The 25,413-nt window shown below is 65.7% G+C and carries 25 protein-coding genes and 2 pseudogenes; 15 read left to right on the plus strand and 12 right to left on the minus strand.

Annotated elements, in window-relative coordinates:
• Positions 1-30 precede the first annotated feature (30 nt).
• Positions 31-159, plus strand: coding sequence for a hypothetical protein (locus EP380_RS23875; RefSeq protein ID WP_275069002.1), 129 nt, complete (start codon positions 31-33; stop codon positions 157-159).
• On the opposite strand, the gene EP380_RS12985 is transcribed toward EP380_RS23875, so the two are convergent.
• Positions 152-583, minus strand: coding sequence for a L,D-transpeptidase (locus EP380_RS12985; protein ID WP_127598924.1), 432 nt, complete (start codon positions 581-583; stop codon positions 152-154). The genes EP380_RS23875 and EP380_RS12985 overlap by 8 nt on opposite strands.
• Before the next feature lie 259 nt (positions 584-842).
• Between EP380_RS12985 and EP380_RS12990 the strand changes: the two genes are divergently transcribed.
• From EP380_RS12990 to mmsB, 5 genes are all read left to right on the plus strand, one after another.
• The gene (locus EP380_RS12990; RefSeq protein WP_106571845.1) at positions 843-1,274 is read left to right on the plus strand and encodes a L,D-transpeptidase; all 432 of its coding nucleotides are present in this window, start codon (positions 843-845) and stop codon (positions 1,272-1,274) included.
• 121 nt (positions 1,275-1,395) lie between these two features.
• Positions 1,396-1,824 (plus strand): VOC family protein, encoded by a 429-nt coding sequence (locus EP380_RS12995; protein ID WP_127598925.1) that lies wholly within the window; start codon positions 1,396-1,398, stop codon positions 1,822-1,824.
• A gap of 4 nt (positions 1,825-1,828) precedes the next feature.
• Complete coding sequence (locus EP380_RS13000; RefSeq protein ID WP_106571686.1) at positions 1,829-2,236, plus strand: cupin domain-containing protein; 408 nt, start codon at positions 1,829-1,831, stop codon at positions 2,234-2,236.
• Between the two features lie 188 nt (positions 2,237-2,424).
• The gene (locus tag EP380_RS13005; protein WP_127598926.1) at positions 2,425-3,600 is read left to right on the plus strand and encodes an isobutyryl-CoA dehydrogenase; all 1,176 of its coding nucleotides are present in this window, start codon (positions 2,425-2,427) and stop codon (positions 3,598-3,600) included.
• Between the two features lie 113 nt (positions 3,601-3,713).
• The gene (gene mmsB, locus EP380_RS13010) at positions 3,714-4,598 is read left to right on the plus strand and encodes a 3-hydroxyisobutyrate dehydrogenase (RefSeq protein ID WP_127598927.1); all 885 of its coding nucleotides are present in this window, start codon (positions 3,714-3,716) and stop codon (positions 4,596-4,598) included.
• A gap of 374 nt (positions 4,599-4,972) precedes the next feature.
• On the opposite strand, the gene EP380_RS13015 is transcribed toward mmsB, so the two are convergent.
• Positions 4,973-5,383, minus strand: a complete 411-nt coding sequence (locus EP380_RS13015) for a carboxymuconolactone decarboxylase family protein (protein WP_106571844.1) — start codon at positions 5,381-5,383, stop codon at positions 4,973-4,975.
• A 98-nt stretch (positions 5,384-5,481) separates the two neighbouring features.
• A complete protein-coding gene (locus EP380_RS13020; protein WP_127598928.1) occupies positions 5,482-6,861 on the minus strand; it encodes an aspartate aminotransferase family protein in 1,380 nt (459 codons plus the stop codon).
• A gap of 386 nt (positions 6,862-7,247) precedes the next feature.
• Between EP380_RS13020 and EP380_RS13030 the strand changes: the two genes are divergently transcribed.
• The 5 genes from EP380_RS13030 (at position 7,248) to EP380_RS13050 (ending at position 15,076) form a co-directional block, all read left to right on the plus strand.
• Entirely contained in the window at positions 7,248-8,828 is a 1,581-nt protein-coding gene (locus EP380_RS13030; protein WP_106571842.1) for a trimethylamine methyltransferase family protein, read from the plus strand.
• 17 nt (positions 8,829-8,845) lie between these two features.
• Positions 8,846-10,102, plus strand: coding sequence for a M24 family metallopeptidase (locus EP380_RS13035; protein ID WP_127598929.1), 1,257 nt, complete (start codon positions 8,846-8,848; stop codon positions 10,100-10,102).
• 63 nt (positions 10,103-10,165) lie between these two features.
• Entirely contained in the window at positions 10,166-12,742 is a 2,577-nt protein-coding gene (locus tag EP380_RS13040) for a GcvT family protein (protein WP_127598930.1), read from the plus strand.
• 63 nt (positions 12,743-12,805) lie between these two features.
• On the plus strand, positions 12,806-13,564 hold the full coding sequence (locus tag EP380_RS13045) for an NYN domain-containing protein (RefSeq protein WP_106571680.1): 759 nt from the start codon (positions 12,806-12,808) through the stop codon (positions 13,562-13,564).
• A gap of 132 nt (positions 13,565-13,696) precedes the next feature.
• Positions 13,697-15,076, plus strand: coding sequence for a M24 family metallopeptidase (locus EP380_RS13050; RefSeq protein ID WP_106571679.1), 1,380 nt, complete (start codon positions 13,697-13,699; stop codon positions 15,074-15,076).
• Here the strand turns inward: EP380_RS13050 and EP380_RS13055 are convergent.
• Positions 15,046-15,879 carry a phosphate/phosphite/phosphonate ABC transporter substrate-binding protein gene (locus EP380_RS13055; protein ID WP_127598931.1) on the minus strand — a complete coding sequence of 278 codons (834 nt, stop codon included), beginning with the start codon at positions 15,877-15,879 and terminating at the stop codon, positions 15,046-15,048. The two genes, EP380_RS13050 and EP380_RS13055, sit on opposite strands and share 31 nt — an antisense overlap.
• A 49-nt stretch (positions 15,880-15,928) precedes the next feature.
• Positions 15,929-16,939 (minus strand): fatty acid desaturase, encoded by a 1,011-nt coding sequence (locus tag EP380_RS13060; protein WP_127598932.1) that lies wholly within the window; start codon positions 16,937-16,939, stop codon positions 15,929-15,931.
• 184 nt (positions 16,940-17,123) lie between these two features.
• On the opposite strand from EP380_RS13060, the gene EP380_RS13065 reads away from it, so the two are divergent.
• Together EP380_RS13065 and bmt are read left to right on the plus strand one after the other, a co-directional pair.
• Positions 17,124-17,975, plus strand: a complete 852-nt coding sequence (locus EP380_RS13065) for a helix-turn-helix domain-containing protein (RefSeq protein ID WP_127598933.1) — start codon at positions 17,124-17,126, stop codon at positions 17,973-17,975.
• A gap of 60 nt (positions 17,976-18,035) precedes the next feature.
• Positions 18,036-19,055: a betaine--homocysteine S-methyltransferase gene (bmt, locus tag EP380_RS13070; protein WP_127598934.1), complete on the plus strand. Its 1,020-nt coding sequence runs from the start codon at positions 18,036-18,038 to the stop codon at positions 19,053-19,055.
• A 146-nt stretch (positions 19,056-19,201) separates the two neighbouring features.
• Here the strand turns inward: bmt and EP380_RS13075 are convergent, their stop codons facing one another.
• The 6 genes and pseudogenes from EP380_RS13075 to EP380_RS13095 all read right to left on the minus strand — a co-directional run bounded on the left by EP380_RS13075 (position 19,202) and on the right by EP380_RS13095 (position 23,743).
• Positions 19,202-21,034 (minus strand): vWA domain-containing protein, encoded by a 1,833-nt coding sequence (locus EP380_RS13075; RefSeq protein ID WP_420845861.1) that lies wholly within the window; start codon positions 21,032-21,034, stop codon positions 19,202-19,204.
• 185 nt (positions 21,035-21,219) lie between these two features.
• Positions 21,220-21,783 carry an RNA polymerase sigma factor gene (locus EP380_RS13080; RefSeq protein ID WP_164749857.1) on the minus strand — a complete coding sequence of 188 codons (564 nt, stop codon included), beginning with the start codon at positions 21,781-21,783 and terminating at the stop codon, positions 21,220-21,222.
• 111 nt (positions 21,784-21,894) lie between these two features.
• Positions 21,895-22,014, minus strand: a pseudogene (locus EP380_RS23745) (IS5/IS1182 family transposase); the annotation flags it as partial.
• 143 nt (positions 22,015-22,157) lie between these two features.
• A pseudogene (locus tag EP380_RS24000) lies at positions 22,158-22,265 on the minus strand (IS5/IS1182 family transposase); the annotation flags it as partial.
• Positions 22,266-22,455: 190 nt separating this feature from the next.
• Complete coding sequence (locus tag EP380_RS13090) at positions 22,456-22,884, minus strand: hypothetical protein (protein ID WP_127598936.1); 429 nt, start codon at positions 22,882-22,884, stop codon at positions 22,456-22,458.
• Positions 22,885-23,125: 241 nt separating this feature from the next.
• Positions 23,126-23,743, minus strand: coding sequence for a TetR/AcrR family transcriptional regulator (locus EP380_RS13095; RefSeq protein WP_158264363.1), 618 nt, complete (start codon positions 23,741-23,743; stop codon positions 23,126-23,128).
• A gap of 99 nt (positions 23,744-23,842) precedes the next feature.
• Between EP380_RS13095 and EP380_RS13100 the strand changes: the two genes are divergently transcribed.
• Together EP380_RS13100 and EP380_RS13105 are read left to right on the plus strand one after the other, a co-directional pair.
• A complete protein-coding gene (locus EP380_RS13100) occupies positions 23,843-24,229 on the plus strand; it encodes a hypothetical protein (RefSeq protein WP_127598937.1) in 387 nt (128 codons plus the stop codon).
• Positions 24,226-24,759 (plus strand): anthrone oxygenase family protein, encoded by a 534-nt coding sequence (locus EP380_RS13105; RefSeq protein WP_164749845.1) that lies wholly within the window; start codon positions 24,226-24,228, stop codon positions 24,757-24,759. Before EP380_RS13100 ends, EP380_RS13105 begins: the two co-directional genes overlap by 4 nt.
• Positions 24,760-24,778: 19 nt before the next feature.
• On the opposite strand, the gene EP380_RS13110 is transcribed toward EP380_RS13105, so the two are convergent.
• Positions 24,779-25,327, minus strand: a complete 549-nt coding sequence (locus EP380_RS13110; RefSeq protein ID WP_106571841.1) for a sugar O-acetyltransferase — start codon at positions 25,325-25,327, stop codon at positions 24,779-24,781.
• Positions 25,328-25,413 lie beyond the last annotated feature (86 nt).

Raw genomic sequence — 25,413 nt, forward strand, 5'->3', positions numbered from 1 at the left:
AAGTCTTATACAAGACTCAACCGCAAGGGAATGGACGACACCGCCACTTTTCACGACAAATCCGACGATCCGCCGCGCGCCGGCGCAATTCCAGGCAAAAGCGCCGCATCGCCCGAAGGCGATGCGGCACGCGATCCGGGAGGATGGATCGTCAGTTGACCACGTGGATACGCGTATTGCCGGGCCCGACCTGCTTGACCAGCGCATAAAGCTCGGCCGCATTGTCGGTACGCAGGCGCACGCAGCCATGCGAGGCCGGCTGGCCGAGACGTTTCACGGCGTTGGTGCCGTGAATGGCATACCCGCCGTGAAAGAAGATCGAATAGGGCATCGGCGACATGTCGTATTTGCGCGAATACCACATTCTGTGCATGCGGATCGGCCGATACTGGCCGCGCGGCGTGATATAGCCGCTGCGCGCCGTCGACACCTTCCAGCGATGGATCACACGGCCATGCTTCTTGATCGTCATGGTCTGCGCCGAGACGTCGACCGTCGCCACCAGGCTGGCGGCCCAGCCGCTTCCGCTCGCCGCCAGCACGACCGCCACGGCCGAAAAGACAGTGACTACCAGCTTCTTCATGCGCTCAACCCCAAGCCACTTTGCCCTATCACCCAGCGTAAGGCGACCTTCGTGAACGGTAAGTGAACAGTTTTACAGAGGCCGCCGGCCTGAGACCCCAGGATAGGCTCGGCACCTTGACGTTACGGCAACCCTGTGGACAAGCTGTGGACAGGCCGGCGGCGAGGTCTAACAAAAAATTGAAGCGCCGATAACGGGAAGGAAACGCCAGCTCGTTATAGGCTGTTGAAATTGTTCCAGTATGGGCGGGGTGAAGTTCATGTTGCGCTATCTTCTTTCCTTGGGTTTTCTCGGTTTCCTCGTGCTTGCCACACCGGCGGACGCACATGCGGTTCGGCTGGAGGCGCGGGTGGACCTGTCGTCCCAGACGATGACCGTCGTGCATCGCGGCGTGGTGAAATATCGCTGGAAGGTCTCGACCGCGCGGCGCGGCAAGGTGACGCCGGTCGGCACGTGGCGCGCAAAATGGCTGTCGCGGCACCATCGTTCGAGCCGTTACAACAATGCGCCGATGCCCTATTCGATCTTTTACAACGGCAACTACGCCATTCACGGCACCAATGCGGTGAAACGCCTTGGCCGTCCGGCCTCGGCGGGCTGCATCCGGCTGCATCCCTCCAACGCCGCGATCCTGTTCCGGCTGACCCAGCGCGAGGGGTTGAAGAACATGCGCGTGGTGGTGCGCCGCTGATCGCGGTCCCACTCGTTTGAGTGCGCCGCCGGTTCCATAAGGAGCCGGCGGTAACATTTGTTCAAGACCGGCCGGCCGGCATTTGCGATCAATGCGTCCATCGCAACGCCAGGAGACGGCCATGCAAACCCCTACCGCCATCGAGGCCCCGCGCATCTTTCCCGCCATGCGCTTTCGCAACGCCGCCAGAATGATCGATTGGCTGTGCGAGGCGTTCGGCTTCACCCTACACGCCAAATATATGGACGGCGACACGGTCGCCCACGCCCAGCTTTCCTTCGGCTCGGCGATGATCATGTGCGGCGACATGCGCGACAATGCTTATGGCGATCTGGTCGGCGCGCCGGACGGCGCCGGCGGCAGATCGCTCTATATCGCCGTCGACGACGTCGACGCCTTGTCGGCGCGTGCGGCCAAGGCCGGCGCCGAGATCGTCGAGGGGCCGGTCGAGCGCGATTATGGCAGCCGTGAAGTCATCTGCCGCGATCCGGAAGGCAATATCTGGTCTTTCGGCACCTACTGGCCGAAAGCGCACCAACCGGCGGAGTGAGGCGATGGAGGACACCACTGCCCTGCCGGCCGGCGCGATCGTACTTGGCCCTGGCGAGGGCCGCAGCTACGACATGCCGACAATGCACGCCGTCTTCAAGGCCGACGGCGTGGAGAGCGGCGGCCGCTTCTGCGCTTCGGAATGGTGGCTCGCCCCGCGAAGCGCGGGACCCGGCCCGCACAGCCATGCCGACAATGACGAAATTTTCTACGTCGTCGAAGGAACCGCCTCGATCCGGGTCGGCGACAACTGGATCGAGGCCGACAAGGGCGCTTTCGTCCTTGTCCCGGCCGGCATCACGCATGATTTCGAAAACCGCGGCGATCGACGCGCGGGGCTGTTCAACCTGTTCCTGCCGGGCGGTTTCGAGCACAACATGCCGGCCATTCTCGCCTGGTACGCCCGCGCCTAAAGCCCATAGCCCGGTCGACATCCGGCCGCCGGTCGCTGCGTTGACCGCGCTGTTGCCGGCTTGGCCAGAATCCGCACCCCGGATGCGCGAATTCGCACATCGGATTGTCGACCGTCGAGTTGCGCGGGCTCCTCATTGGTCTAGATTGGCCTCTCAGGACGGGTGAACACCGTTTCCGGGAGGACAAGATGGACGCCATCGTGGAGGCCGCCGCAGGCCAGTTCGAACTCAACGAGGATCAGCGCGCGATCCAGGAGATGGCGCAAAGCTTCGCCGCCGACAAGGTCGCCCCGCACGCGCTCGACTGGGACCGCGACGCGCATTTTCCCGCCGACGTGATCCGCGAGACCGGCCCGCTCGGCTTCGGCGGCATCTATGTCAGCGACGATGTCGGCGGCTCCGCGCTCGGCCGCCTCGACGCGGTGCTGATTTTCGAGGCGCTGGCGTACGCCTGTCCCGGCTTTTCTTCCTTCATCTCCATCCACAACATGGCCGCGTGGATGATCGACATGTTCGGCAACGACGCGCAGCGGCAAAAATTCCTGCCGCGCCTGTGCTCGATGGAATTGCTGGCGAGCTATTGCCTGACCGAGCCGGGCTCGGGCTCCGACGCGGCCGCGCTCAAGACCCGGGCCGCGCGCGCCGGCGGCAATGGCAGCGACTATGTGCTGAACGGCACCAAGCAGTTCATCTCCGGCGCCGGCGGCAACGATCTTTACGTGGTGATGGCACGCACCGGCGAGGACGGGCCGAAAGGCGTGTCGACCTTCGTGGTCGAAAAGGACACGCCGGGCCTTTCCTTCGGCAATGACGAGCGCAAGATGGGCTGGCATATGCAGGAGACGCGCCAGGTCGTGTTCGAGGACTGCAAGGTGCCTGCCGAAAACCTGCTCTCCGACGAAGGCGCCGGCTTCAAGATCGCCATGGCCGGGCTCGACGGCGGCCGCCTCAACATCGCCGCCTGCTCGCTGGGCGGCGCGCAGGCCGCGCACGATAAGGCGCTTGCCTATGCCGGCGAGCGCAAGGCGTTCGGCAAGACGCTCGACCAGTTCCAGGCGCTGCAGTTCAAGCTCGCCGACATGGAGACCGAGCTGAGCGCGGCCCGGCTCATGCTTTACGCCGCCGCCTCGCGGCTCGACCGCAAGACCCACGACGCCTCGAAATGGTCGGCCATGGCCAAGCGTTTCGTCACCGATGCCGGCTTCGAGATCGCCAACGACGCGCTGCAGATCCATGGCGGCTACGGCTATCTGCACGAATACGGCGTCGAGAAGCTGGTGCGCGACCTGCGGGTTCACCAGATCCTCGAAGGCACCAACGAGATCATGCGCGTCATCATCGCCCGGCACCTGGTCGGCCGATAGCCGCCGGGCAGCCGCACCGGGTAGGCCCATAGCCTGCTTGCCGGGCGCGCCCTTGTGCGCGTTTCATCATCGACCGACTATCCGCACGTCGCATTTCCGAAGGAGACCCCGACATGACCACCATCGCCTTCATCGGCCTCGGCAATATGGGCAACCCGATGGCCGCCAACCTCGTCAAGGCCGGTCATCAGGTCCGCGGCTACGACCTCGTGACCGACAATCTGGTGGTGGCCAAGGAAAACGGCGTCACGATCATGGCCAACGCGGCGGCCGCGGTGAAGGACGCCGACGTGGTCGTCACCATGCTGCCGGCCGGCAAACATGTGATCGCGGTCTACCAGGACGTGGTGCCCGGCGCGCGCGCCGGCACGCTGTTCATCGATTCCTCCACCATCGACGTGGAGTCCGCCCGCAAGGCGCACGCGATCGCCGAGGAACACGGCATGCTGTCGGTCGACGCGCCGGTGTCGGGCGGCACGGCGGGCGCGGCCGCCGGCTCCCTGACCTTCATGGCCGGCGGTGCCGACGCCGCCTTCGCCGGCGCCGAACCGATCCTGGAGCCGATGGCCGGTCGCGTCGTGCATTGCGGCGGGCCGGGCGCCGGCCAGGCGGCCAAGATTTGCAACAACATGATCCTCGGCATTTCGATGATCGGCGTGTCGGAGGCCTTCGTGCTCGCCGAAAAGCTCGGCCTGTCGCACCAGGCCCTGTTCGACGTCGCCTCGACCTCGTCGGGACAATGCTGGTCGATCACCTCCTATTGCCCCGTGCCCGGCCCGGTGCCGGCCTCGCCGGCCAACAAGGACTACAAGCCCGGCTTCGCCGCGGCGCTGATGCTGAAGGATCTACGCCTTGCCCAGGAGGCCGCCGCATCCGCCGGCGCCGTCACGCCGATGGGCGCGGAAGCCGCCCAGCTTTACGCCCTGTTCAATGCCCGGGGCCATGGCGGCGACGATTTTTCCGGCATCATCAATTTCTTGCGCGGCGATACCGACTGAGAAGCGCCAAGGGCTACGATCGGGGCAAAGGCGACGCGCGCCGACCGGCGCGATCGCCCGCCCACGCCTGCGCGATGGCCGCCGCGACCCGGCGACGGAAATTTTCCAGGCGCCTTAACCGGAAAAAACGCCGAATTTAGACTTGCTTAAGCGCTTGCTAACCGCGCGGTAACGATGTCGGGCTAGAACGGTTCACGAGGCGGTTGCGCAAGGCCGCCCGCCGCTCCGGATCAGGTCTCGCGTACCGGAGTCGTACGTTTCGCAAGCGTATCAGTTGTCGCGAAACGCCTGCGTATCTTGCAAAACCGCGTTCCTCCCGCCCGGAAGAACGCGGTTTTCGCATGCGCGCTCCACGCTTTGCCGGCCGGCCCTTGTCAGCCCTTCGGCAAGAAGGCCGCGTCGACCTGCGGGCGCAGCCCGTTGGCGAGCCGGTTGGTCTCGTTGGCCATGCCGACCACCGCCAGCAGTTCCATCAGCATCGCCTCGCTCATGCCCTTGGCGCGGGCGGCGGCCGTGTGCGAGTAGCTGCAATATTCGCAGCCATTGGTCGCCGACACCGCAACATAGATCAGTTCCTTGGTCAGCGGGTCGAGCGCGCCGGGCGCCATCACAGCCTTCAGGCTTTCCCACACGCGCTTCAACTGAGCCGGATCGTGCGCCAGCACCTTCCAGAAATTGTTGATCCAGTCGGTTTTGCGGGTCGCCATGATGTCGTCATAGACGGCGCGGACCTCGGGCGAGGCGTCCGCGTAGTCGATGGGTTTCACGATCGGCGGGTTGGCCATGAACACGCTCCCTTCCATGCAAGGCTCGTTTTTCCGTGCGCCCCGCGCCCGCCCCTTGGGTGCCGGGAGAAAAAGGCGGGGCGCACGGGGACCTCTTCCTATCTGCCGCGCAGGTCGCGCGCGGCCAGGTCGAGCGCCCTTGCGATCCGCTTGCAGGCCATGTCGATCGTCTCCCTGGTCCAGATCAGCGGCGGCGACAGGATCATGGTGTCGTTGACGGCCCGCATCATCAGCCCGTTGGCGATCGCGTGGTCGCGCACCAGGGAGGCGGCGCGCCCGACCGGATCGAACCGCGTCTTGGTCTCTTTGTCCTTGACGATCTCGATCGCCGCCAGCAGGCCGAAACTGCGGATTTCGCCGACGAGCGCGTGATCGCCGAGCTTTTGCCTCAAGGCCTCGCCCAGATACGGTCCGGTATCCTCGGCCACCCGCGCGACCAGCCCCTCGCGTTCGATGATCTCGAGGTTCTTCAGCGCCACCGCGCAGGCGACCGGATGGCCGGAATAGGTGTAGCCGTGAAAGAACTCGCCGCCCTTCTCGACCAGGGTGGTGGCGATGCGGTCGCCGACCAGGAGCGCCGACAGCGGCTGGTAGCCCGAGGTGAGCGCCTTGGCGGTGGTGATCGTGTCGGGCTCGATGCCCATCGACTGTGCCGCAAACCAGGCGCCGGTGCGGCCGTAACCGGTGATCACCTCGTCGAGCATCAGCAAGACATCGTATTTGCGGCAGATACGCTGGATCTCGGGCCAGTAGCTCGCCGGCGGGATCTTGACCCCGCCCGCCCCCATCACCGGCTCGCCGATGAAGGCGGCGACTGTGTCCGGCCCAGCCTCCAGGATCGCGTCTTCGAGCGCGCGCGCCGCGCGCAGGCCGAAATCTTCGTCGCTTTCGCCCGCCTCGGCCAGTTCGTAGGCATAAGGCGGCATGACATGGACGATGTTGGGCACCGCGCCGTGCAACTGGTCGTGCATGGCCGCCATCCCGCCCAGCGACGCGCCGGCGATCGTCGAGCCGTGATAGGCCCAGTCGCGCGAGATCACCCGGTTCTTCTCCGGCTTGCCTTCCAGCGCCCAGTAATGGCGCACCAGCCGCAGCGCGGTGTCGTTGGCTTCCGAGCCCGACGAGCCGTAAAACACCTGGTTGATGCCGTCGGGAGCGAGTTCGGCCAGCTTCTTGGCCAGCAGAACCGGCGTCGGCGTGGAACAGCGGAAGAAGGCGTTGTAGTAAGGCAGCTCCTTCATCTGCTCATAAGCCACCTCGGCGAGTTCGTCCCGGCCGTAACCGACATTCACACACCAAAGCCCGGCCATGCCGTCCAGGATCTCGTTGCCGTCCATGTCATAGACGAACGGCCCGTCGGCGCGGGCAATGATGCGGCTGCCGGCGGCGCGCAGGTCCTTGTGATCGGTGAACGGATGCAGATGATGCGCGGCGTCGGCCTGGCGAAGCTGCGCAAGCGAATAGTTCTGATAGGTCATGATGGTGTCGTCCTTGCGTGAATCGATCCGGCGCCAAGGCCGGTGGCGAATTCAGGCATGGCCGGGCGGAGAATAGCCGATACGCGCGCACAGCCGCAGAAGCTCGGCATGGCGCGTTCTGGGCGACGGTGTGATCGCCGCGCCCGCAGTGTGCGATTTGAAAGGCGAAGCCTGCATGATCGCGCCAGGATGCCCGAGATCGCGCGCGCCTTCAAGCACGCGCCGCGGCGCCCCTTGGCCCGGCCGGAGCGGCGATGTCGCATTTGTCTTGGCGGCAACCGGCCGCCATGTCGCATTGCTTGCCCTTATGGTCGCCGCCTCCCCTATCGGCACGACCGGGATCGGCGACAATGCCCCCCCGCCTCGAAACAACGCCGGAGCCTCGCATGAGCCTTGAAACCCCGCCGCCCCCTCCCGCAGCGACCGGCGAGCGCGGACGGCGCGGCGGACGCGCGGGCAAGCGCGCGGGACATGCGGCGGCCGGCATAGACCAGCCCCCCTTCCGCCAGCACGCCCTGCCGTTCCAGCCGACGGCGCTAATGTCGGACGACGAACTGGAATCCATCCATCTCGCCTCGCTGCGCGTGCTCAAGGAGATCGGCATCGACGTGCTGCACGACGAGGCGCGCGCGCTGATGAAAAAGGCCGGCGCCGACGTCGCCCCCGGGTCGGTGCGGGTGCGTTTCGATGCCGATATGATCATGGAGCAGATGGCGCATTGTCCGCCTGAATTCACGCTGCACGCCCGCAACCCCGCACACAATGTCCGCTTCGGCGGCAACAATGTCATTTTTTCGCTGATGGCCTCGGCGCCCAATTGCTGCGACACCGATTCCGGCCGCCGGCCCGGCAACCAGCTCGACTACCGCAACCTGCTCAAGCTCGGTCAGCAGCACAACATCATCCAGTGCACGGGCGGCTATCCGGTCGAGCCGATCGACGTCCATCCCTCGATACGGCACCTGGAATGCATCCGCGACCTGGCGCTTTTGACCGACAAGGCCTTCCACATCTATTCGCTCGGCAAGGAGCGCAATCTCGACGGCATCGAGATCGCCCGCATCGCGCGCGGCATCTCCCGCGAACAGCTTGCAAACGAGCCTTCGACCTTCACCATCATCAACACCAACTCGCCGCTCAAGCTCGACATCCCGATGATGGAAGGCATCATCCAGATGGCCGGCGCCGGACAGGCCGTCATCGTCACCCCGTTCACGCTGGCCGGCGCGATGGCGCCGGTCACGGTCGCCGGCGCGCTGGTGGAACAGAACGCCGAGGCGCTGGCCGGCCTCGCCTTCGCGCAGATGGTCAGAAGGGGAACGCCGGTCGGGTATGGCGGCTTCACCTCCAATGTCGACATGAAGTCGGGCGCGCCCGCCTTCGGCACGCCCGAATATATGAAGGCCCAGCTCGTCGGCGGCCAGCTCGCCCGCCGCTACAAGGTTCCCTACCGCACCTCCAATGTCTGCGCGGCCAACACAGTCGACGCCCAGGCCGCCTATGAAAGCGTGTTTTCGCTATGGGGCGCGATCCAGGGCGGCGGCAATCTTCTCATGCACGGCGCCGGCTGGCTCGAGGGCGGGCTGCAATGTTCCTACGAAAAGCTCATGCTCGACATCGAGCTTCTGCAGATGGTGGCCGAATTCATGAGCCCGCTCGACCTGTCGCAGGACGCGCTCGGCATCGAGGCCATGCGCCAGGTCGGTCCCGGCGGGCATTTTTTCGGCACCCCCCACACCCAGTCGCGCTACAAGACCGCCTTCTACGCGCCGATCATCTCCGACTGGCGCAATTACGAGAACTGGCAGCTCGCCGGCAGCCCGACCGCCATCGAACGCGCCAACACGCTGTGGAAGGAACGGCTGGCGGCCTACGAAAAACCGCCGATAGACCCGGCGATCGAGGAGGAACTCAACGATTTCGTCGACCGCCGCATCGCCGAGGGCGGCGCCCCGACGGATTTTTGAAGCGGAACCGCGACGCCATGACCATGCTCGACTGGCATGCGGGCCGCAGCGACCTTGCCGAGATCGCCACGCTCGACCGCGCGCCGCAGACCGAAGAGATCGACCTGGTCGCGGTACGCGGCTACCGGCTGGCGCGCCTGCGCGCCGAAATGGCGCGACGCGACATCGCCGCCCTGATCCTGTCTGACCCGGTCAACATCCGCTATGCGACCGGCACGCGCAACATGCAGGTCTTTTCGGCCCGCAACGCGCCCTCGCGCTACCTGCTCGTTACCGGCGATCGCACCATCCTCTACGAGTTCACCGGCTGCATGCATCTGGCGGCCGGTTTCGAGACGGTCGACGAGGTGCGGCCGGCGCTCACCGCCAGCTTCGTCGCCGCTGGGCCGCGCATCGCCGCGCGCGAACGCGCCTGGGCCAAGGAGATGGCGCTGACACTGAAAGAGCTGGTGGGCGCGCGCGCCACGGTCGGATTGGAGCGCATGAACGCCGGCGCGGCCCTGGCGCTCGGCGCGCACGGGGTCAGGCTGGTCGATGCGCAGGCGCCGGTGGAGATGGCGCGCGCGATCAAGTCGGCGGAGGAGATGAAATGCGTGCGCGCCTCGCTGCGCGCCACCGAAACCGCGGTTGCGCTCATGCGCGCCGCGCTCCGCCCCGGCATCTCCGAAAACCAGCTCTGGTCGGTGCTGCACCAGGCCGTGATCGCCCAAGACGGCGACTATTGCGAGACCCGGCTGCTGTCGTCGGGCGCGCGCACCAATCCCTGGTTTCAGGAGAGCGGGCCGCGGATCATCGGCGCGAACGAGTTGATCGCGCTCGACACAGACGTCGTCGGCTGCCACGGCTATTATTCCGATTTCTCGCGCAGCTTTCATTCCGGCCCCGCAAAACCGAGCCCGGCGCAGCGCACGCTCTACAAGACCGCCCGCGAGCAGGTCGAGCACAACATGGCGATCATCCGGCCCGGACTCAGCTTCCGCGACTACGCCGAACGCGCCTGGGACATTCCCGAACGCTACCACGCCAATCGCTACTACCTGTCGGCGCATGGCTGCGGCATGACCGGCGAATACCCCTATCTCTACCACCGCGCCGACTTCGCCGACGCCGGTTATGACGGCGTGATCGAACCCGGCATGACGCTGTGCGTGGAAAGCTATATCGGCGAGGACGGCGGACACGAGGGCGTCAAGCTCGAACAGCAGATCCTGGTGACCGAAACCGGCACGGAGCTGTTGTCGGAATTTCCCTTCGAGGATGCGCTGATGGCGTGACCAGCACCTGAATCGCGATGTGAAGACCATGATTCATTGTTTGAAGAAAGCGGACACAAAGGCATGAAATCACACGTCAAAGCGGTTGTGATCGGCGGCGGGGTCGTCGGCTGCTCGGTGCTCTACCATCTGGCACGGGCCGGCTGGACCGACGTGATGCTGATCGAGCGTTCCGAACTGACTTCCGGCTCGTCCTGGCATGCCGCAGGCGGCTTCCACACGCTCAACGGCGACCCCAACGTAGCCCGTCTCCAGGCCTATACGGTCCAGCTCTACAAGGAGCTGGAAGAGTTATCCGGCCAGTCCTGCTCGCTGCATCTGACCGGCGGCGTGATGATGGCCGACAGTCCCGAACGGATGGATTTCCTGCGGCTCGCCCACGCCAAGGGCCGTTATCTCGGCATGGACACCGAGCTGATCACGCCGTCGGAAGCCAAGGCGATGTTTCCGCTGATGGACGAGACGAATTTCGTCGGCGCGATGTGGGATCCGGTCGAGGGCCATCTCGATCCTTCCGGCACCACCCACGCCTACGCCAAGGCGGCCAAAAAACTCGGCGCCGAGATCGTGCTCAGGAACCGCGTCACCGAGCTGACCCAGGAAGCGGACGGCACCTGGAACGTGGTCACCGAACAGGGCACGGTGAAGGCCGAGCACGTGGTCAATTGCGGCGGGCTGTGGGCGCGCGAGGTCGGCCGCATGGTCGGGCTCGAACTGCCGCTGCTGGCCATGGAACACATGTATCTGCTGACCGAGCCCATGCCGGAGGTGGAGGCGTTCAACCGAGCCACCGGGCGCGAAATGGTCGGCGTGCTCGACTTCAAGGGCGAGATCTATACCCGCCAGGAACGCAACGGCATCCTGCTCGGCACCTACGAAAAGGCCTGCAAGCCCTGGTCGCCGCAAACCACGCCGTGGGAGTTCGGCCACGAGCTCCTGCAGCCCGACCTCGACCGCATCGCACCGTCGCTGGAAATCGGCTTCAAGCATTTCCCCGGCATCGAAAAGGCCGGCATCAAGCAGGTCATCAACGGCCCCTTCACCTTCGCCCCCGACGGCAACCCACTGGTCGGCCCGGTTCAGGGGCTGACCAATTTCTGGGTGGCGTGCGCGGTCATGGCCGGGTTTTCGCAGGGCGGCGGCGTCGGTCTGGCGCTGTCGAACTGGATGGTAAACGGCGATCCGGGCTTCGACGTATGGGGCATGGACGTCGCCCGCTTCGGCGAGTGGGCGAGCCTGCGCTACACCAACGCCAAGGTGCGCGAAAACTATTCCAGGCGCTTTTCGATCCGCTTTCCCAACGAGGAACTGCCGGCCGCCCGGCCCGCCCAGACGACGCCGCTCTACGACGTGATGGTGCGCGACAACAACGCCGTCATGGGCGATTCCTGGGGACTGGAAACGCCGCTCTGGTTCGCGCCCGAGGGCACGGAAGCGAAAGATATCGTCTCCTTCCACCGCTCCAACGATTTCGAGCATGTCGGTCGCGAGGTGCGTGCCGTGCGCGAGCGCGTCGGCGTGACCGAGATCGCCAATTTCGCCAAATACCAGGTCACCGGTCCCGGCGCGGAAGACTTTCTCAACCGGCTGATGACCAATCGCATGCCGAAGCCGGGACGCCTGGTGCTGACCCCGATGCTCAACGAATTCGGCAAGCTGATCGGCGATTTCACCATCGCCAAGGCCGGCGACGAGCGTTTCATGATCTGGGGCTCATCGGCCGCCGCCATCTATCACATGCGCTGGTTCGAAAAGCATCTGCCCAAGGACGGGTCGGTGCGCATCCACCGCTTCGACCAGACCCTGGTCGGCCTATCGATCGCCGGGCCGCGTGCCCGCGACGTGCTGCAGGAACTGGTCGACGAGGATGTCTCCAACGCCGCCTTCCGCTTCATGGATTTCCGCGAGATGGCGGTCGCCGGCGCGCCCTGCATGGTCAACCGCGTCACCTATACCGGCGACCTCGGCTACGAGATCTGGATGCCGCCGGCTTATGAGCGCCTGGTCTATCAGGCGATCAAGGACGCCGGCGCACAGCACGGCATCACCGATTTCGGCATGCGCGCGCTGCTGTCGATGCGGCTTGAAAAGAACTTTCCGACCTGGTTCCGCGAGCTCCGGCCGATCTACGGACCATTCGAGGGCGCGATGGAGCGCTTCGTCAAGCTGGAAAAGAACGACTTCATCGGCCGCGACGCGGCCGCGAAGGAGGCGAAGGACGGCCCCGGGCTGCGGCGGGTCTCGATGATCATCGATGCGCTCGACGCCGACGTGATGGGCGACGAGCCGGTCTGGGCGCGCGTTCAAGGAAAGGATTTCGGCACGGTCGAGCCGCCGCACGGCTACGGGGCGCCGCGTTTCGACGCCAGCGGGACCGAGACCCGGCTCTCCAAAGCCGATCACGGCGCCTCGTCGGTGCGTGGCCTCCGCGACGGCGACTGGAGCGTGGTCGGCTGGGTGACGTCGGGCGGCTACGCCCATCATGTCGGGCTGTCGATGGCGCAGGCCTACGTACCGGCGGCACTCGCCGACCAGGAGAGCGAAAACCTGTTCGAGATCGAGATTTTGGGCGAGAGGCGGCCGGCGCGCATCACGGTCGAGGCGCCGTTCGATCCCGGCGGCGACAAGATGAGGGGGTAGCGAGGCGGACGCATCTGGTGTCTGTTGCGCCTTCAAACCGGCCCCGACTCGACGGATACCAGCATGACCAACGACACCCGCTCGCCCCGCCTCGCCGTACTGATCGACGCCGACAACGCCTCGGCGCGCATCGCCGACGGCCTTTTCGACGAAATCGCCAAGATCGGCGAGGCCAGCGTGCGGCGCATCTATGGCGATTTTTCCGGCACACGCTCCAAGGGATGGGCCGACATCCTGGCCCGTCACGCCATCATTCCGCACCAGCAATTCGCCTACACGACCGGCAAGAACGCCTCCGACATCACGCTGGTGATCGACGCCATGGATTTGTTGCACAGCGGCCGGTTCGACGGGTTCTGCCTGGTCTCGTCCGACAGCGACTTCACCCGGCTCGCAGCCCGCATCCGCGAACAGGGCGTGGACGTCTACGGCTTCGGCGAGCGCAAGACGCCGGAAAGCTTCCGCCAGGCCTGCCGCCGCTTCATCTACACCGAAAACCTCTTGCCGGGCGCGGCCGCCAATCAGGAGCCCGACGCCGAAAAGGCCAAGCCGCTGCAGCCGCCGAGCGCCGCGACCCCGATCATCACCAAGGTGATCGAGCAGATGGACAGCGACGACGGCTGGGTGCCGCTGGGGGCGGTGGGCACGCATCTGGCCAATCTGGCGTCCGATTTCGATCCCCGCACCTACGGGTTTCGCAAACTGTCCGACCTGGTGCGCAAGACCAACGCCTTCGAGATCGACCATCCCGAGGGCGGCGCGCTGCGCATCCGCCTCAAGCCGGAAGGCAAGGCCGGCGGCGGGCGGGCAAAAAGGGCCTGAAGCGGCGGCACCCGGCAGCGCCCGCGCGATCGCACGCCGGCGCGCTCAAAGGTCCGAATCCGGGCAGTTCATGTCGGCTTTGCGCCTTGTCGACGGCCACGATCGGCGCCAGTCTCCTTGTGAGGAGGAGACATGGAAACTTCTGATCCCAAAGGCCTTTTCGGCCGGCATCGCAAGATTATGCCGTTTTCGCCGGACGATGCGGCGATCGCCGGCCAGCCCGATGCGGCATTGTTGCGCGCCGCCCGCGACAAGGCCGCCGCGCTTAACCAACATGTGCTCGGCTACGGCGCGCTCGCCGAGGCCGAATGGGCGGCCGCCGGCATTCCGGCACCCGATCTGGCGGCCATGCGGACCTACCGGCTCGAGCGCCTGCGTGCCGAACTCGCGCGCCGCGACTATGCGGGACTGATCGTCTACGATCCCGTCAACATCCGCTACGCCACCGATTCCACCAATATGCAGCTTTGGGTGACGCACAACGCCACCCGCTTCTGCTTCGTGGCGACCGACGGCCCGGTGATCCTCTATGATTATCACCACAGCGAACATTTGTCGGACCATGCCGGCGTGGTCGACGAGGTCCGGCCCTGCCTGTCGACGATCTTCATGTATGGCGGCGACCTGATCGAGGAGCGGATCGGCCGCTGGGCCGACGAGGTCGCCGCCCTCGTCGCCGAGACCTGCGGCGGCAATCGCCGTATCGCCGTCGACTGCCTGCAGCCCGGCGCCCATGCGGCGCTGATCGCGCGCGGCATCAAGGTGCATGACGGCCAGCAGGTGATCGAGCGCGCCCGCGCGGTCAAGTCCGCCGACGAGATCGTGTGCATGCGCCGCGCGGTCGTGGCCTGCGAGCGCGCCATGGCCGAGATGGAGGCCGGCCTGCGCCCGGGCATGAGCGAAAACGACCTATGGGCGCTGCTTCACCACGGCAATATCGTGCGCGGCGGCGAATGGATCGAGACCCGGCTGCTGGCCTCGGGCCCGCGCACCAATCCCTGGTTCCAAGAATCCTCCGCGCGTATCATCGAAGCCGGCGATCTCGTCGCCTTCGACACCGATCTGATCGGTCCCTACGGGTTCTGCGCCGACCTGTCGCGCACCTGGCTCGCTGGCGACGGCAGCCCCAGCGACGAGCAGCGCGCGCTCTACCGCATCGCCGCCGACCAGGTCGCCCACAATATGGACTTGTTGCGGCCCGGCCTGTCGTTTCGCGACTTGTGGGAGACGGCGAAATCCCTGCCGGCCGACTGCCTGCCCAACCGCTATGGCTGCCTCTATCACGGGGTCGGACTGTGCGACGAATACCCGACCATTCCCTATCGCGACGACGTCGAGCCCGACATTCCGGCCGACGAGATATTGGTGCCGGGCATGGTGTTGTGCGTTGAAAGCTATACCGGCCGGCTCGGCGGCCATGAGGGCGTGAAACTGGAGGAGCAGGTGCTGATCACCGAGACCGGGTTCGAAAAACTCTCCGCCTACCCGCTCGACGCGCGGCTGAGCGGCTGATCCGGCCCGCCGGCGGCGAGCGCGCCGGCTATGCGCGCGTGCAGGGGCGCCAGGGCGGCGGCCGAAATATAGGGCAGGCCCGGACGCCGGGCGGTCCAGCCAACCGGCACGAGGTCGGCGGCGGCCGGCTCGAACCGTTTCCCCAAACGCCAGCTCCGGCAGTCGACGGCGCAAATATCCGCCCGGCCCGCCGCGACGGCCTCGATCGAGGCGCGGTGGCCGCCGGTTTCGATGCGGTCGCCAAAGATATCGAAGCCTTCGCCGGCGGCGGCGAGGTCGCGGGAAAGCGCGATCAGGCCGGACATCGACGCGGTTTCGTTGAAGGCAAGCCGCCCGCCCCGCAGCCGCTCGAGCGGCAGCACGGCACCGCCCTCGGCCGGCGCGGCGACGGGATCGGCCTGGCCCCGGCGCATCAGGATCGCACTCGAATAAAACGGCCCGGCCCCGCCCTCGAAGGCGGAATAGTCCGGCTGGCCGACGACGCCGACATGGGCGGCGAGCCCGGTCACCTCCATCGGGCCCCAGCAGGTCTGGGCGACAAGCAGGCGCGGATGGCGCCACAGCGTGGCGAAATCGAGCCCGTCCGGCGGCAGGGTTGCCGGATCGGGCGCGATCAGCGCCCCGGCCGCGTCGCGGATGCCGCCCGGCACGGCCGGCATGTCGGCGTTGCGCCGCACGAGTTGCGCCGGCGCATCCACGCCGGCCGCGCGCAGCCGCCCGGCCATCGCCGCCCACTGGGCGTCTGTCTCGGCCCGGCATTCGGGCCAGTCATACATCGGCAAGGCGGCGATAAAGGCGCTCATCGTCCCTTATGCGCAAGGCGAAGGCCGGCGCGCAAGACTTGGAAAAGACTCACTCCTTCGGCGGCCTGGCGGGCACCAGCGACGTTCCGGCGACACCGTCGACGCTGCGGCTGCGCTGACGCGGGCGAAAAGCGCGGCCCGGCTCGGGCGCCCGACGCAGCGCCGGGTGGACGACCGGTTCCTTCGCCCGAAAGGCGAAGCTGCGGAAGAGTGCGAAATAATTGGCGAACACATAGCCCTCGTTGCGGGCGATCCATTCCCGGCGCCGTTCGGCAAACAGTCTCGGCAGCCGGTACCACGGCGCCTGCGGCAGCGTGTGGTGGACGAGATGCAGATTGTTGTTGAGAAAAAGCAGCGCCAGCGGCGAGCGCTCGACGATGATGGTGCGCCCGTCGGGCCGTTCCGACCATTGGTGCTCGGCATAGGTTCTAACCGAGATCAAAGCCTGTCCGATCCACACCGGGCCGACGATGTAAAGCCAGAGCGGCATGTGGAAGACGAACACGATCACCGGCGCCACGATCACCAGCCCCGCCGCGTGCAACAGCCAGGCCCGGCGCACCGCGCCGGCCCCGCGCAGCATCAGCCCGGCATCGGTGATAAAAAAACCGAGACTGCCGAGCCAGGGGTTGAGCAGCATGCGCCCGGCCATGGTGTTGTTGACGCGCAGCAAAAACTTCATCGCCGCCGGCATCGCCTCGTAGCGCCACAGGGCCTGGTAGTAGCTTTCGGGATCGTCGAACGGGTCGGTCAGCCGCTCGTCGGCGTGATGGCGCAGATGGATCGAGCGAAAGCGCCGATAGGGCCACACCAGCCCGAGTGGCACAAAGACCAGCGCCTCGTTGATCCGCGCGTTGCGTGTGGGGTGGCCGTGGCAGACCTCGTGCATCAAAGACGCCTGCAGCGCCAGCACGATGCCGAGCAAGACGATCGCGGCCAACGGCCAGTGCGGCCAGACGAAAAGGCCGATGCCGATCCAGGCGCCGTAGCAGACCACGATCAAGGCCACGGTCGGCCATTCGACGGCGCCAAGACCGCCGCGAGAATATGTTCGGTTCATTCCTGTCAATTGCCTTTGCTGTGGAATCGACCGATTCCTGACAGGAAGATGTCAGCAGATATTGTTTCCGACAACGCGAGAACGCGCACGAATTGTTTATTTTGCGCATATTGCCCATCTAATGTTTACTGTTGTAAACAATACCGGTTCCAAGACGTGGGGCAGCCGGGGGAGGCAAACGACCATGGACAAGCGCGATCTTTCCGGACAATTCCGCGAGCGGCTGAAGGCGCTGGTTCAGCGCTCCGGCGCCAATCAGTCCGCTTTCGCCGCCGGTGTCGGCATCGACCGCTCGGCCTTGTCGCAGCTCCTGTCCGGCGCCACGACCCGGCTGCCGCGCGCCGAGACCCTGATGAACATCGCCGAGCGCCACCGCGTGTCGCTCGACTGGCTTTTGGGGCTGAGCCAAGACGAGGGCTTGACCGGCGAAATCCGCGAAACCTTCGAGATCGAGGAAGGCGGCGGCGCCTTCGACCGCACGCTTTTGGCGAAATGGCACGCCGAGGCGGCGGGCACCAAGATCCGCTACGTGCCGGCCGGCCTGCCCGACCTTCTGCGCACCGACGCGCTGATCGAGTACGAGGCCAACATCACCAGCCGCAGCCGCGAAAGCCAGTACGACGAAACCCAGTACCGGATCGACTATACGCGCCGCCCGGAGACCGACATGGAAGTGTGCATGCCGCGCCACATGCTCGACATCTTCGCCGCCGGCATGGGGGTGTGGAACGAATTTCCCGAACGCCTGCGCCGCGCCCAGCTCGAGCATATGGCGCGCCTGCTCGACGAGCTCTACCCCGCCTTCCGGCTATTCCTGTATGACGGGCTGGCGCGTTATTCGATCCCCTACACGATCTTCGGCCCCTACCGCGCCGCGATCTTCGCCGGCGACATGTATCTGGTCTTGAACGCGACCTCGGCCATCCAGACGCTGACGCGCCATTTCGACAATCTGATCCGCGCCGCCATTATCAACCCGCACGAGGCCGCCGCCTATGCCGCCTCGCTCGCCAGCCTGCCTCCACGGCGCGATTGACGCGATATAAGGATTTCTTTATATCGTTATGTAAATTCCCATCGCTTTGAGAGACGACCGATGCCCAATCCGATCGAGGCCCTTCTGGCCGAAAAGGGCGTGCTCCTCGCCGACGGCGCCACCGGCACCAACCTGTTCGCGATGGGGCTTTTATCGGGCGAGGCACCGGAGCTCTGGAACGAAACCGAGCCCGACAAGATCGCCGCCCTGCATCGCGGTTTCGTCGAGGCCGGTTCCGACATCATCCTGACCAATTCCTTCGGCGGCACCCGCCACCGGCTGAAACTGCACCAGGCCGAGGACCGCGTCTTCGAACTGAACCGGCGCGCGGCCGAACTGGCCCGCGCCGTCGCCGACGCGGCCGGCCGGCGGGTGATCGTCGCCGGCTCGGTCGGGCCGACCGGCGAGCTATTGCAGCCGCTCGGCGCGATGACCTATGCCGAAGCCGTCGAGGCCTTCGCCGAGCAGATCGAGGGGCTGAAGGCGGGCGGCGCCGAGGTCGCCTGGATCGAGACCATGTCCTCGCCCGAAGAAATCCGCGCCGCCGCCGAGGCCGCGATCCGCGTCGGCCTGCCGTACAGCTTCACCGCTTCCTTCGACACGGCCGGCCGCACCATGATGGGGCTTGCGCCCTGCGACATTCACGGCGTGGTGGCGGATCTCGCGGAGGCCCCGCTCGGGGTCGGCGCCAATTGCGGCGTCGGCGCCTCCGACATCCTGGCGTCGCTGTTCGACATCACCGAAGCCGATCCGGCCGCCACCGTGATCGTCAAGGGCAATTGCGGCATCCCCGAATTCCGCGGTTCCGAGATTCATTATTCCGGGACGCCGGAGCTGATGGCCGACTATGTGCGGCTCGCCGTCGACGGCGGCGCGAAGATCATCGGCGGCTGCTGCGGCACCTCGTTCGAGCATCTGGCCGCCATGCGCACCGCGCTCGACGCGCATCAGCGTGGTGAGCGCCCGAGCGTGGATGCGGTGGTGGCGCGCATCGGCCCGCTGCGCAACAAGACGGCCGACCAGAGCGGTCAGGCGGCAGGCGGCGAAAGCCGCCGGGAACGCCGCCGCGTGCGCGGCTGATAAACCGGTCTGCAGGCCAAAGACGACCTCTTGCTGGCAAAAAGGCCGGCGGGACCAAAATCCCGCCGGCCTGCCTCACCCGCCCAAAGGAACGCCGGATTGCTGCCCCAAGCCATTGCAGCATGCAAGCGACGTCCCGATCGCCCTCACCGCTTGGAGGCATCGAGCGCCGAGGCCAGGCGCACGAGCTGGAGGAACTCCGCGCGGTAGCCGAACGGGTCGGCGCCGCGCGCGGCGGTGGCGATTTCGAGAATGCGGTCGTAGCCGAAATCGGCGGTCTGGTCCGCATCGCGCAGTTTCTGGCCGAAGGCGGCGACGGCGACCGAAAACCGCTGGTCGTCGCTGGCCGCGCCGAACCGGGCAACCTCGTTGGCAGCCGTCACCGGCGTTTCGATCAATTTGGAGACGTCCTCGTCCGGCAGCTTGTAGCGGATCTTGACGAAGGCATATTCGTCCGCATGGGCGATGCCGGCATCGTTGTCGGCCTTGGCCTCGCCGTAACGCAGATCGTCGATCATCTGCGCCGGGCTGCCCTTCGGGGTGATCTCGTAGATCGCGGTCACGGCATGGCCGGAGCCGATATCGCCGGCGTCGACCCGGTCATTGTTGAAATCCTCGCGCTTCAGCGCCCGGGTCTCGTAGCCGATCAGCCGGTATTCGGCGACCGCCTCGGGGTTGAACTCGACCTGGATCTTGACGTCCTTGGCGATCGAAAACAGCGTCGAGGTCGCCTCCTGCACCAGCGTCTTTTCCGCCTCGGCCAGCGTATCGATATAGGCGGCGGTGCCGTTGCCGTTCTGGGCGATGGTCTGCATCATCTGGTCGTTGTAATTGCCGCGGCCGAAGCCGAACACCGACAGGAACACGCCCGACCGGCGCTTGTCTTCGATCAGCCGCTTGAGATCCTCGTCCGAGCTCTGGCCGACATTGAAATCGCCGTCGGTCGCCAGCATCACCCGGTTGACGCCACCCTCGACGAAACTCTCCTGGGCCAGGCGATAGGCCTCGCGCAGCCCCGCCTCCCCGGCGGTCGAGCCGCCGGCGCCCAGCCGGTCGAGCGCGCCCAGGATCTTGGCCTTCTCCGATCCCTTGGTCGGTTCGAGCACGGTTCCCGCACTGCCGGCATAGGTCACGATCGAGATCGTGTCGTCGCCATCCATGCGCTCGACCAGAAGCCGGAAGGCCGATTTCAAAAGCGGCAGCTTGTCGGGCGCGTTCATCGAGCCCGACGTGTCGATCAGAAACACCAGGTTCGATTTCGGCTCCGCCGCCGGCGCCACGTCGTAGCCCTTGATCGCCACATGCATCAGCTTGGTGTGGTCGTTCCAGGGTGTCGGCATCACCGTGACGGTCGAATTGAACGGCGTTTCCGCATTCTGCGGCCCTGGCCAGTCATAGTTGAAATAGTTGATCATCTCCTCGACCCGCACCGTGTCGGCCTGCGGCAGCGCGCCGTTTTTCAAGGTCGCGCGGGTGAAGGCGTAGGACGCGGTGTCGACGTCGATCGAAAACGTCGAGACCGGATTTTCCAAAGCCGACCTGACCGGGTTGGTGTCGAAGGCTTCGAGCCGGTCGCGGTCTTCCACGGGAAGCAGCATGGCGTCGGGCGGTGCCACCGAGGGCGACGGCGGCGCGGCATAACGCTTCTTGGCCAGCGCGTTCGCACCGCCGCGCAGGTCGCGCGTTCCGCCGCCGAGCGTCTGCAACGTGCCGACCGGCGGCGCGGACATGGTCGAATCGAGCGCGATTTCGGCCTCCTCGCGCGGGCTGGCCGGCGCCGGCTCGAAGGCGAGCGAACGATCGTCCTCGCCGGCCTTGCCGCCGTTGAGATCGAGCAGGCCGCCGCCCGTTTCCTGCACCGCCCTGTCCTGGCGCAACGCGAACGGACCGTCATTCATTAGATAATAGGTGGCGTAGCCGGCGGCCGGCAGCGCCAACAGGCTGGCGATGACGGGCGTGGAAAGGAATTTGCGGTCCATGAGGCGGCTCCAAATTTTTTGTGTTCCGAAGCTTTGACGCCGCGTATCGGCCGATCCTTGGGGTGTAGTGGCAAAATTTTCGTCGAACGACGTCAACGCCGCCGAAAGCGCCCTGTCGCGCGCCGTCGCGTCGGGTTCGGGAACGGGCGCCGTGCGCAAGATGTCCAGTTCGTCCTTGGCCATGATCAGCCTTCCCCGGCCCGGTCCGCCATCAGGACCTTGAGCCGCTTTTTCGCTTCGTGGATGTGCCAGGAGACGGTCGCCTCCGCACAGCCCATCACATCGGAGGCCCGCTCGTGCGACAGGCCCTCGCCGTAGACCAGAAGCACCGCCTCGCACTGCTTGGCCGGCAGGCGCCGCACCGCCTCCCACAACGCTTCGGCCCCGTCGTCGGCGCTCTCGGCGGCAGCCGCCTCGCTCAGGGCGTGAACGGCATAGGCGGACGCCTTGACCTGTTCGCGCGCGGCCTTGCGGGCATGGTCGCGTGCTGCATTCAGGGTAAGCGTGTAAAGCCAGGTGGTAAGCCGGCCCTCGCCGCGAAAGCCGGCAATCGCCTTGCCGAGCCGCACGCACACGTCCTGGGCGATGTCCTCGGCATCGGCCGACCGCCCGATGCGGCGGTAGGCGACCCGGTAGATGAAGTCGTAATGGCGCTCGACGAGCCGCGCGAACGCCGCCCGGTCGCCAGCGCACGCCTGCGCGACCAGTGTGTCGTCCTCACTATCGTTGCCGGCAAGCATCAGTGCCATCATTTGTCCGTTAGACGATGCAATCCAGCCATTCCTTGGGTGGTGTTGCGAAAAATCCGGGCAAATTTCCCGACAAAAGCGAAACGAGGTCGTGGATTGATAAACGCGCCGCCAGAGCCGAATGGCCGCACGATTGACGAGGGCCGGGACGTTGGCGGCGTGTTTCTCATAACGCGTCGCGATGCGACGACAGTGCTTGATCCGGTCAAAGAACCGCTCGACGTGGTTTCGGTGGCATAAAGGTACCGGCTAAAGCAGACCGCATCACGATACTGCCGGCGGGCGGGGTGTTTGCGCAGCCTCGTCCCGATGCGAGATTGCGGAAAGGTTTCGATTCCAGCCCCCAGCATGACGCCGTCGAACGAACCGGTTGAGGGACCATAACGCTCGGGCAGGTCACGCCGTGGCGCTCCCGACCGCAAGACCCAGAAAACACCGTTGAGGACGCGCCCGTCATCCCCACACGAAACTGCTCGCGGCCTGCAAGGACGGATGGGCAAATCGGCCGCCATTCGGCGACGGAGCGCGCGTGCCTCATGTTCACAACTCCTTTTAGGAGCTTGAATCACACCGGCATGTCAAACTTCACTGCCTGCCTTGCCTCCCGAGATGGCGATCTGGCCCGCAGGGTTGCCCGGCCGCTCAGAGCCCGTCCAAGACGTCCACAACAGCCTATTTTTTGCTCGTATGCATAGCATGCCCAAAATGATCGCGCATCGCCGTGGACCGAAGCAAATAAATCGAAAGTCCGACATATGTGGCATATTCCAAGAGCATTGTCAGAACACCGGTTGTTCCACCTCCAAATGCCCCAAAATCCATTACTTCAACAAAACAGAGCGTCGCCAATACGGCATACATGGTGATCGTCACGTAGGGCGTATGCGGCCATTTCCTAAGATAGCCAAAAACAAAAACTATCCCCGTGAGCATAATCGCAAAGAAATGGGCGAACTGTAAACCATCTGGAAATTTTCTATTTTGCAAACCGAGGCTCAAGACGGGGAGAAAATATTCCAATAACCCCAGAACTCCCCAAAGCAGAAGGAACGCCGAGAGTACGAGAAGAAGTTTGGGAAGTACGCGGTCGAGTGCAGACACGGCTATATCTCCAAGGCTGGCGTTTCATCATCACGATCAAAACCGGTCATTTGGCTTCCAGAATACCATGTCATAGCCACTCCGGAGCACAGGTATACCATTACGAAATGCAGCCTGCTGCCTACACCTTTTGTCCGGACTATCCGCATTGCTGACCCACGCCGTCGATTGATTGGTGTCAGGGGTCTGCTGAAGCCGAACACGGCTTTCGCCCATTCAAAAGTAAACGCCCCAGCCTGCTTCAGGGCGATTGCGGTCGGCCAAAAAGCCTCACAAACAAGCGCAGGGCAGCTTCGGCGCGCTCCTGCGCCTCCTTGGCCGACGGCGCCGGCAGCACGCCGATCGCGCGGCGGATCTGAAGGTCGCCGATCAGCAGGCGGATATAGGTCTCGGCCGCCTCGGCCGCGTCCGTCTCCACAAGTTGGCGCGCATCGATCGCCTTTTGCATCAGTTTTTGGAGCAGCGGCACCACCGCCGCGCGGCCGCTTTCAGCAATCGTGGCCCCGAGCGTGGCGGTCTCGTCGACATCGCCGACAGCGGCGCGGTTGAGCGCCACCGCCCTGTCGCCGGCGACCAGTTGGACAAGCAGCGGCCCGATCTGCCCGAGCGCGCCAAGCGCGTCGCCGTCGTGCTCGAGGCTGCGGTCGAGTTGCTCGCGCACGGCGCGCGCATTCGCCTTCACGAGAGCGGCAAACAGCGCCTGCTTGCTGCCGTACCAGCGGTACAGAGTCTCGTTCGAGGCCGACGCCCGTTTGGCCACCGCGAGCATCGAGGTCGCCTTGTAGCCCTTCTCGGCCAGCACCGCGTAGGCGGCCGCCTCGATCTCGCGCTGCCGCGCCCGCTGTCGTTCTGCCCGCACGCGCCACTCCCCATGTCGATACGCTGCTTGACAACACCCGTACATGCGAATACGTATTTGTCAAATCGTACACATCTTTACGGATATAAGGAGCCTCCCATGCCGATTGCCGCCTCCGCCACGCCGACGCGCGCCGCGCTCGCGGTACTGATCGTCCTGCAGGCGGTGATGCTGTGGGCCTTGTTCACCCGCACGCCGCCGCACCCACCGGCCGAAATCGTTCCGTTCGGCATGGCGCCGTTTCTCGCCGTGGCGATTTCGGCGGCGCTGACCGCGCTGCTGCTTGACGACGAACAAAGCCGGCCCGGCTCGGCTTTCGCTCTCCTGGCGGCCCTGCTGGCGCTGGTTTCCTTCGGCCCGCAAAAATGGTTCGATCCGGCGATCGCCAAGATCTGGCCCGCCGTCATCGCCGCCGAGATCGCCGTCGTCGTCATCGCTGTCCGGCTGGGCAAGGCCCTCAGCGGCACGCGGAGCGAACGGCGATGACCGACAAAGGCGCAAGCATCGCCCTCCTCCTCGCCGCCTTGATGCTGGGCACGATGGCCGGTTTTTTCTATGCCTTTTCCGTCTGCGTGATGCCGGGGCTCGACGCCGCGCGTCCCGCCGCCGCGATCGAGGCGATGCAGGAGATCAACCGCGCCGTCCGCAATCCGGTGTTTTTTACCAGCTTCTTTGTAACGCCCGCCGTGGCCGCCGGCGCCGCCCTCCTGTGCTGGCAGGCCGGCAGAAGGCGGGCAGCCTATGCCGCCGGCCTCGCGACGCTAACCTATCTGGCCGGCGCGATGGCGCCGACCATTGTCGTCAACGTGCCGCTCAACCAGGCGCTCGCCGCCTATGGCGACGGTGGCAACGGCCTGCCGGCGGCCGACATGTGGCGCGCCTATTCCCCCGCCTGGACCGGCTGGAACACGGCCCGCGGCGGCTTTTCTATCATCGCCATGGCCTTCGCACTGTTCGCCCTTGCCACCCCTGCCGCGCACACGCGCGAGACGAGCGCGCATAAAACCCGTCCGTGACGGCGCGCGCCGGCCGAGCTCAGCACGGCCGCGCCGGATTGCCGGCGACGGTTGCCCCCGCCGCGACGTCGCGCGTGACCACCGCGCCCGCGCCGACGATCGCGCCGTCGCCAATGGTCAGGCCGGGCAGGATGATCGCCCCGCCGCCGACCCACACGTCGCTGCCGATCGCGACCGGCAGCGCCCGTTCAAGGCCCTGCCCGCGCAGAACCGGATCGCGGTGGTGGTCGGCGCAATAAATATGGACCGATGGGCCGAACATGGTGCCGGCGCCGATCGTAACCGGCGCCGTGTCGAGGATAACGCAGCCGGTGTTGAAATAGACCCGGTCGCCGACGAACAGATTGAACCCGTAGGCGCAGTGAAACGGCGCTTCGATGAACACATCGTCGCCCAGTCGCCCGAAAAGCGCGCCGAGTGCCGGCGCCAGCGCCCCGCGCACGGCGGGATGGGCGCTGTTGTGCGCATGCACGGCCGCCCGGGCCGCCGCGCGCAGGCCGTCCAATTCGTCATCGATGCAGCGATACCAATCGCCGGCTTGCATGCGCTCGCGTTCACGTGATGTCACCAGCTCGCTCCCCTGCCCTTGTGAAATCCCTCCGCCGCGACCACATAGGCGACATCGCCGCGGCCGATTCCCAGCGCCAGCGCGGC

The organism is Nitratireductor alexandrii, assembly GCF_004000215.1.
Taxonomy (GTDB): domain Bacteria; phylum Pseudomonadota; class Alphaproteobacteria; order Rhizobiales; family Rhizobiaceae; genus Mangrovimarina; species Mangrovimarina alexandrii.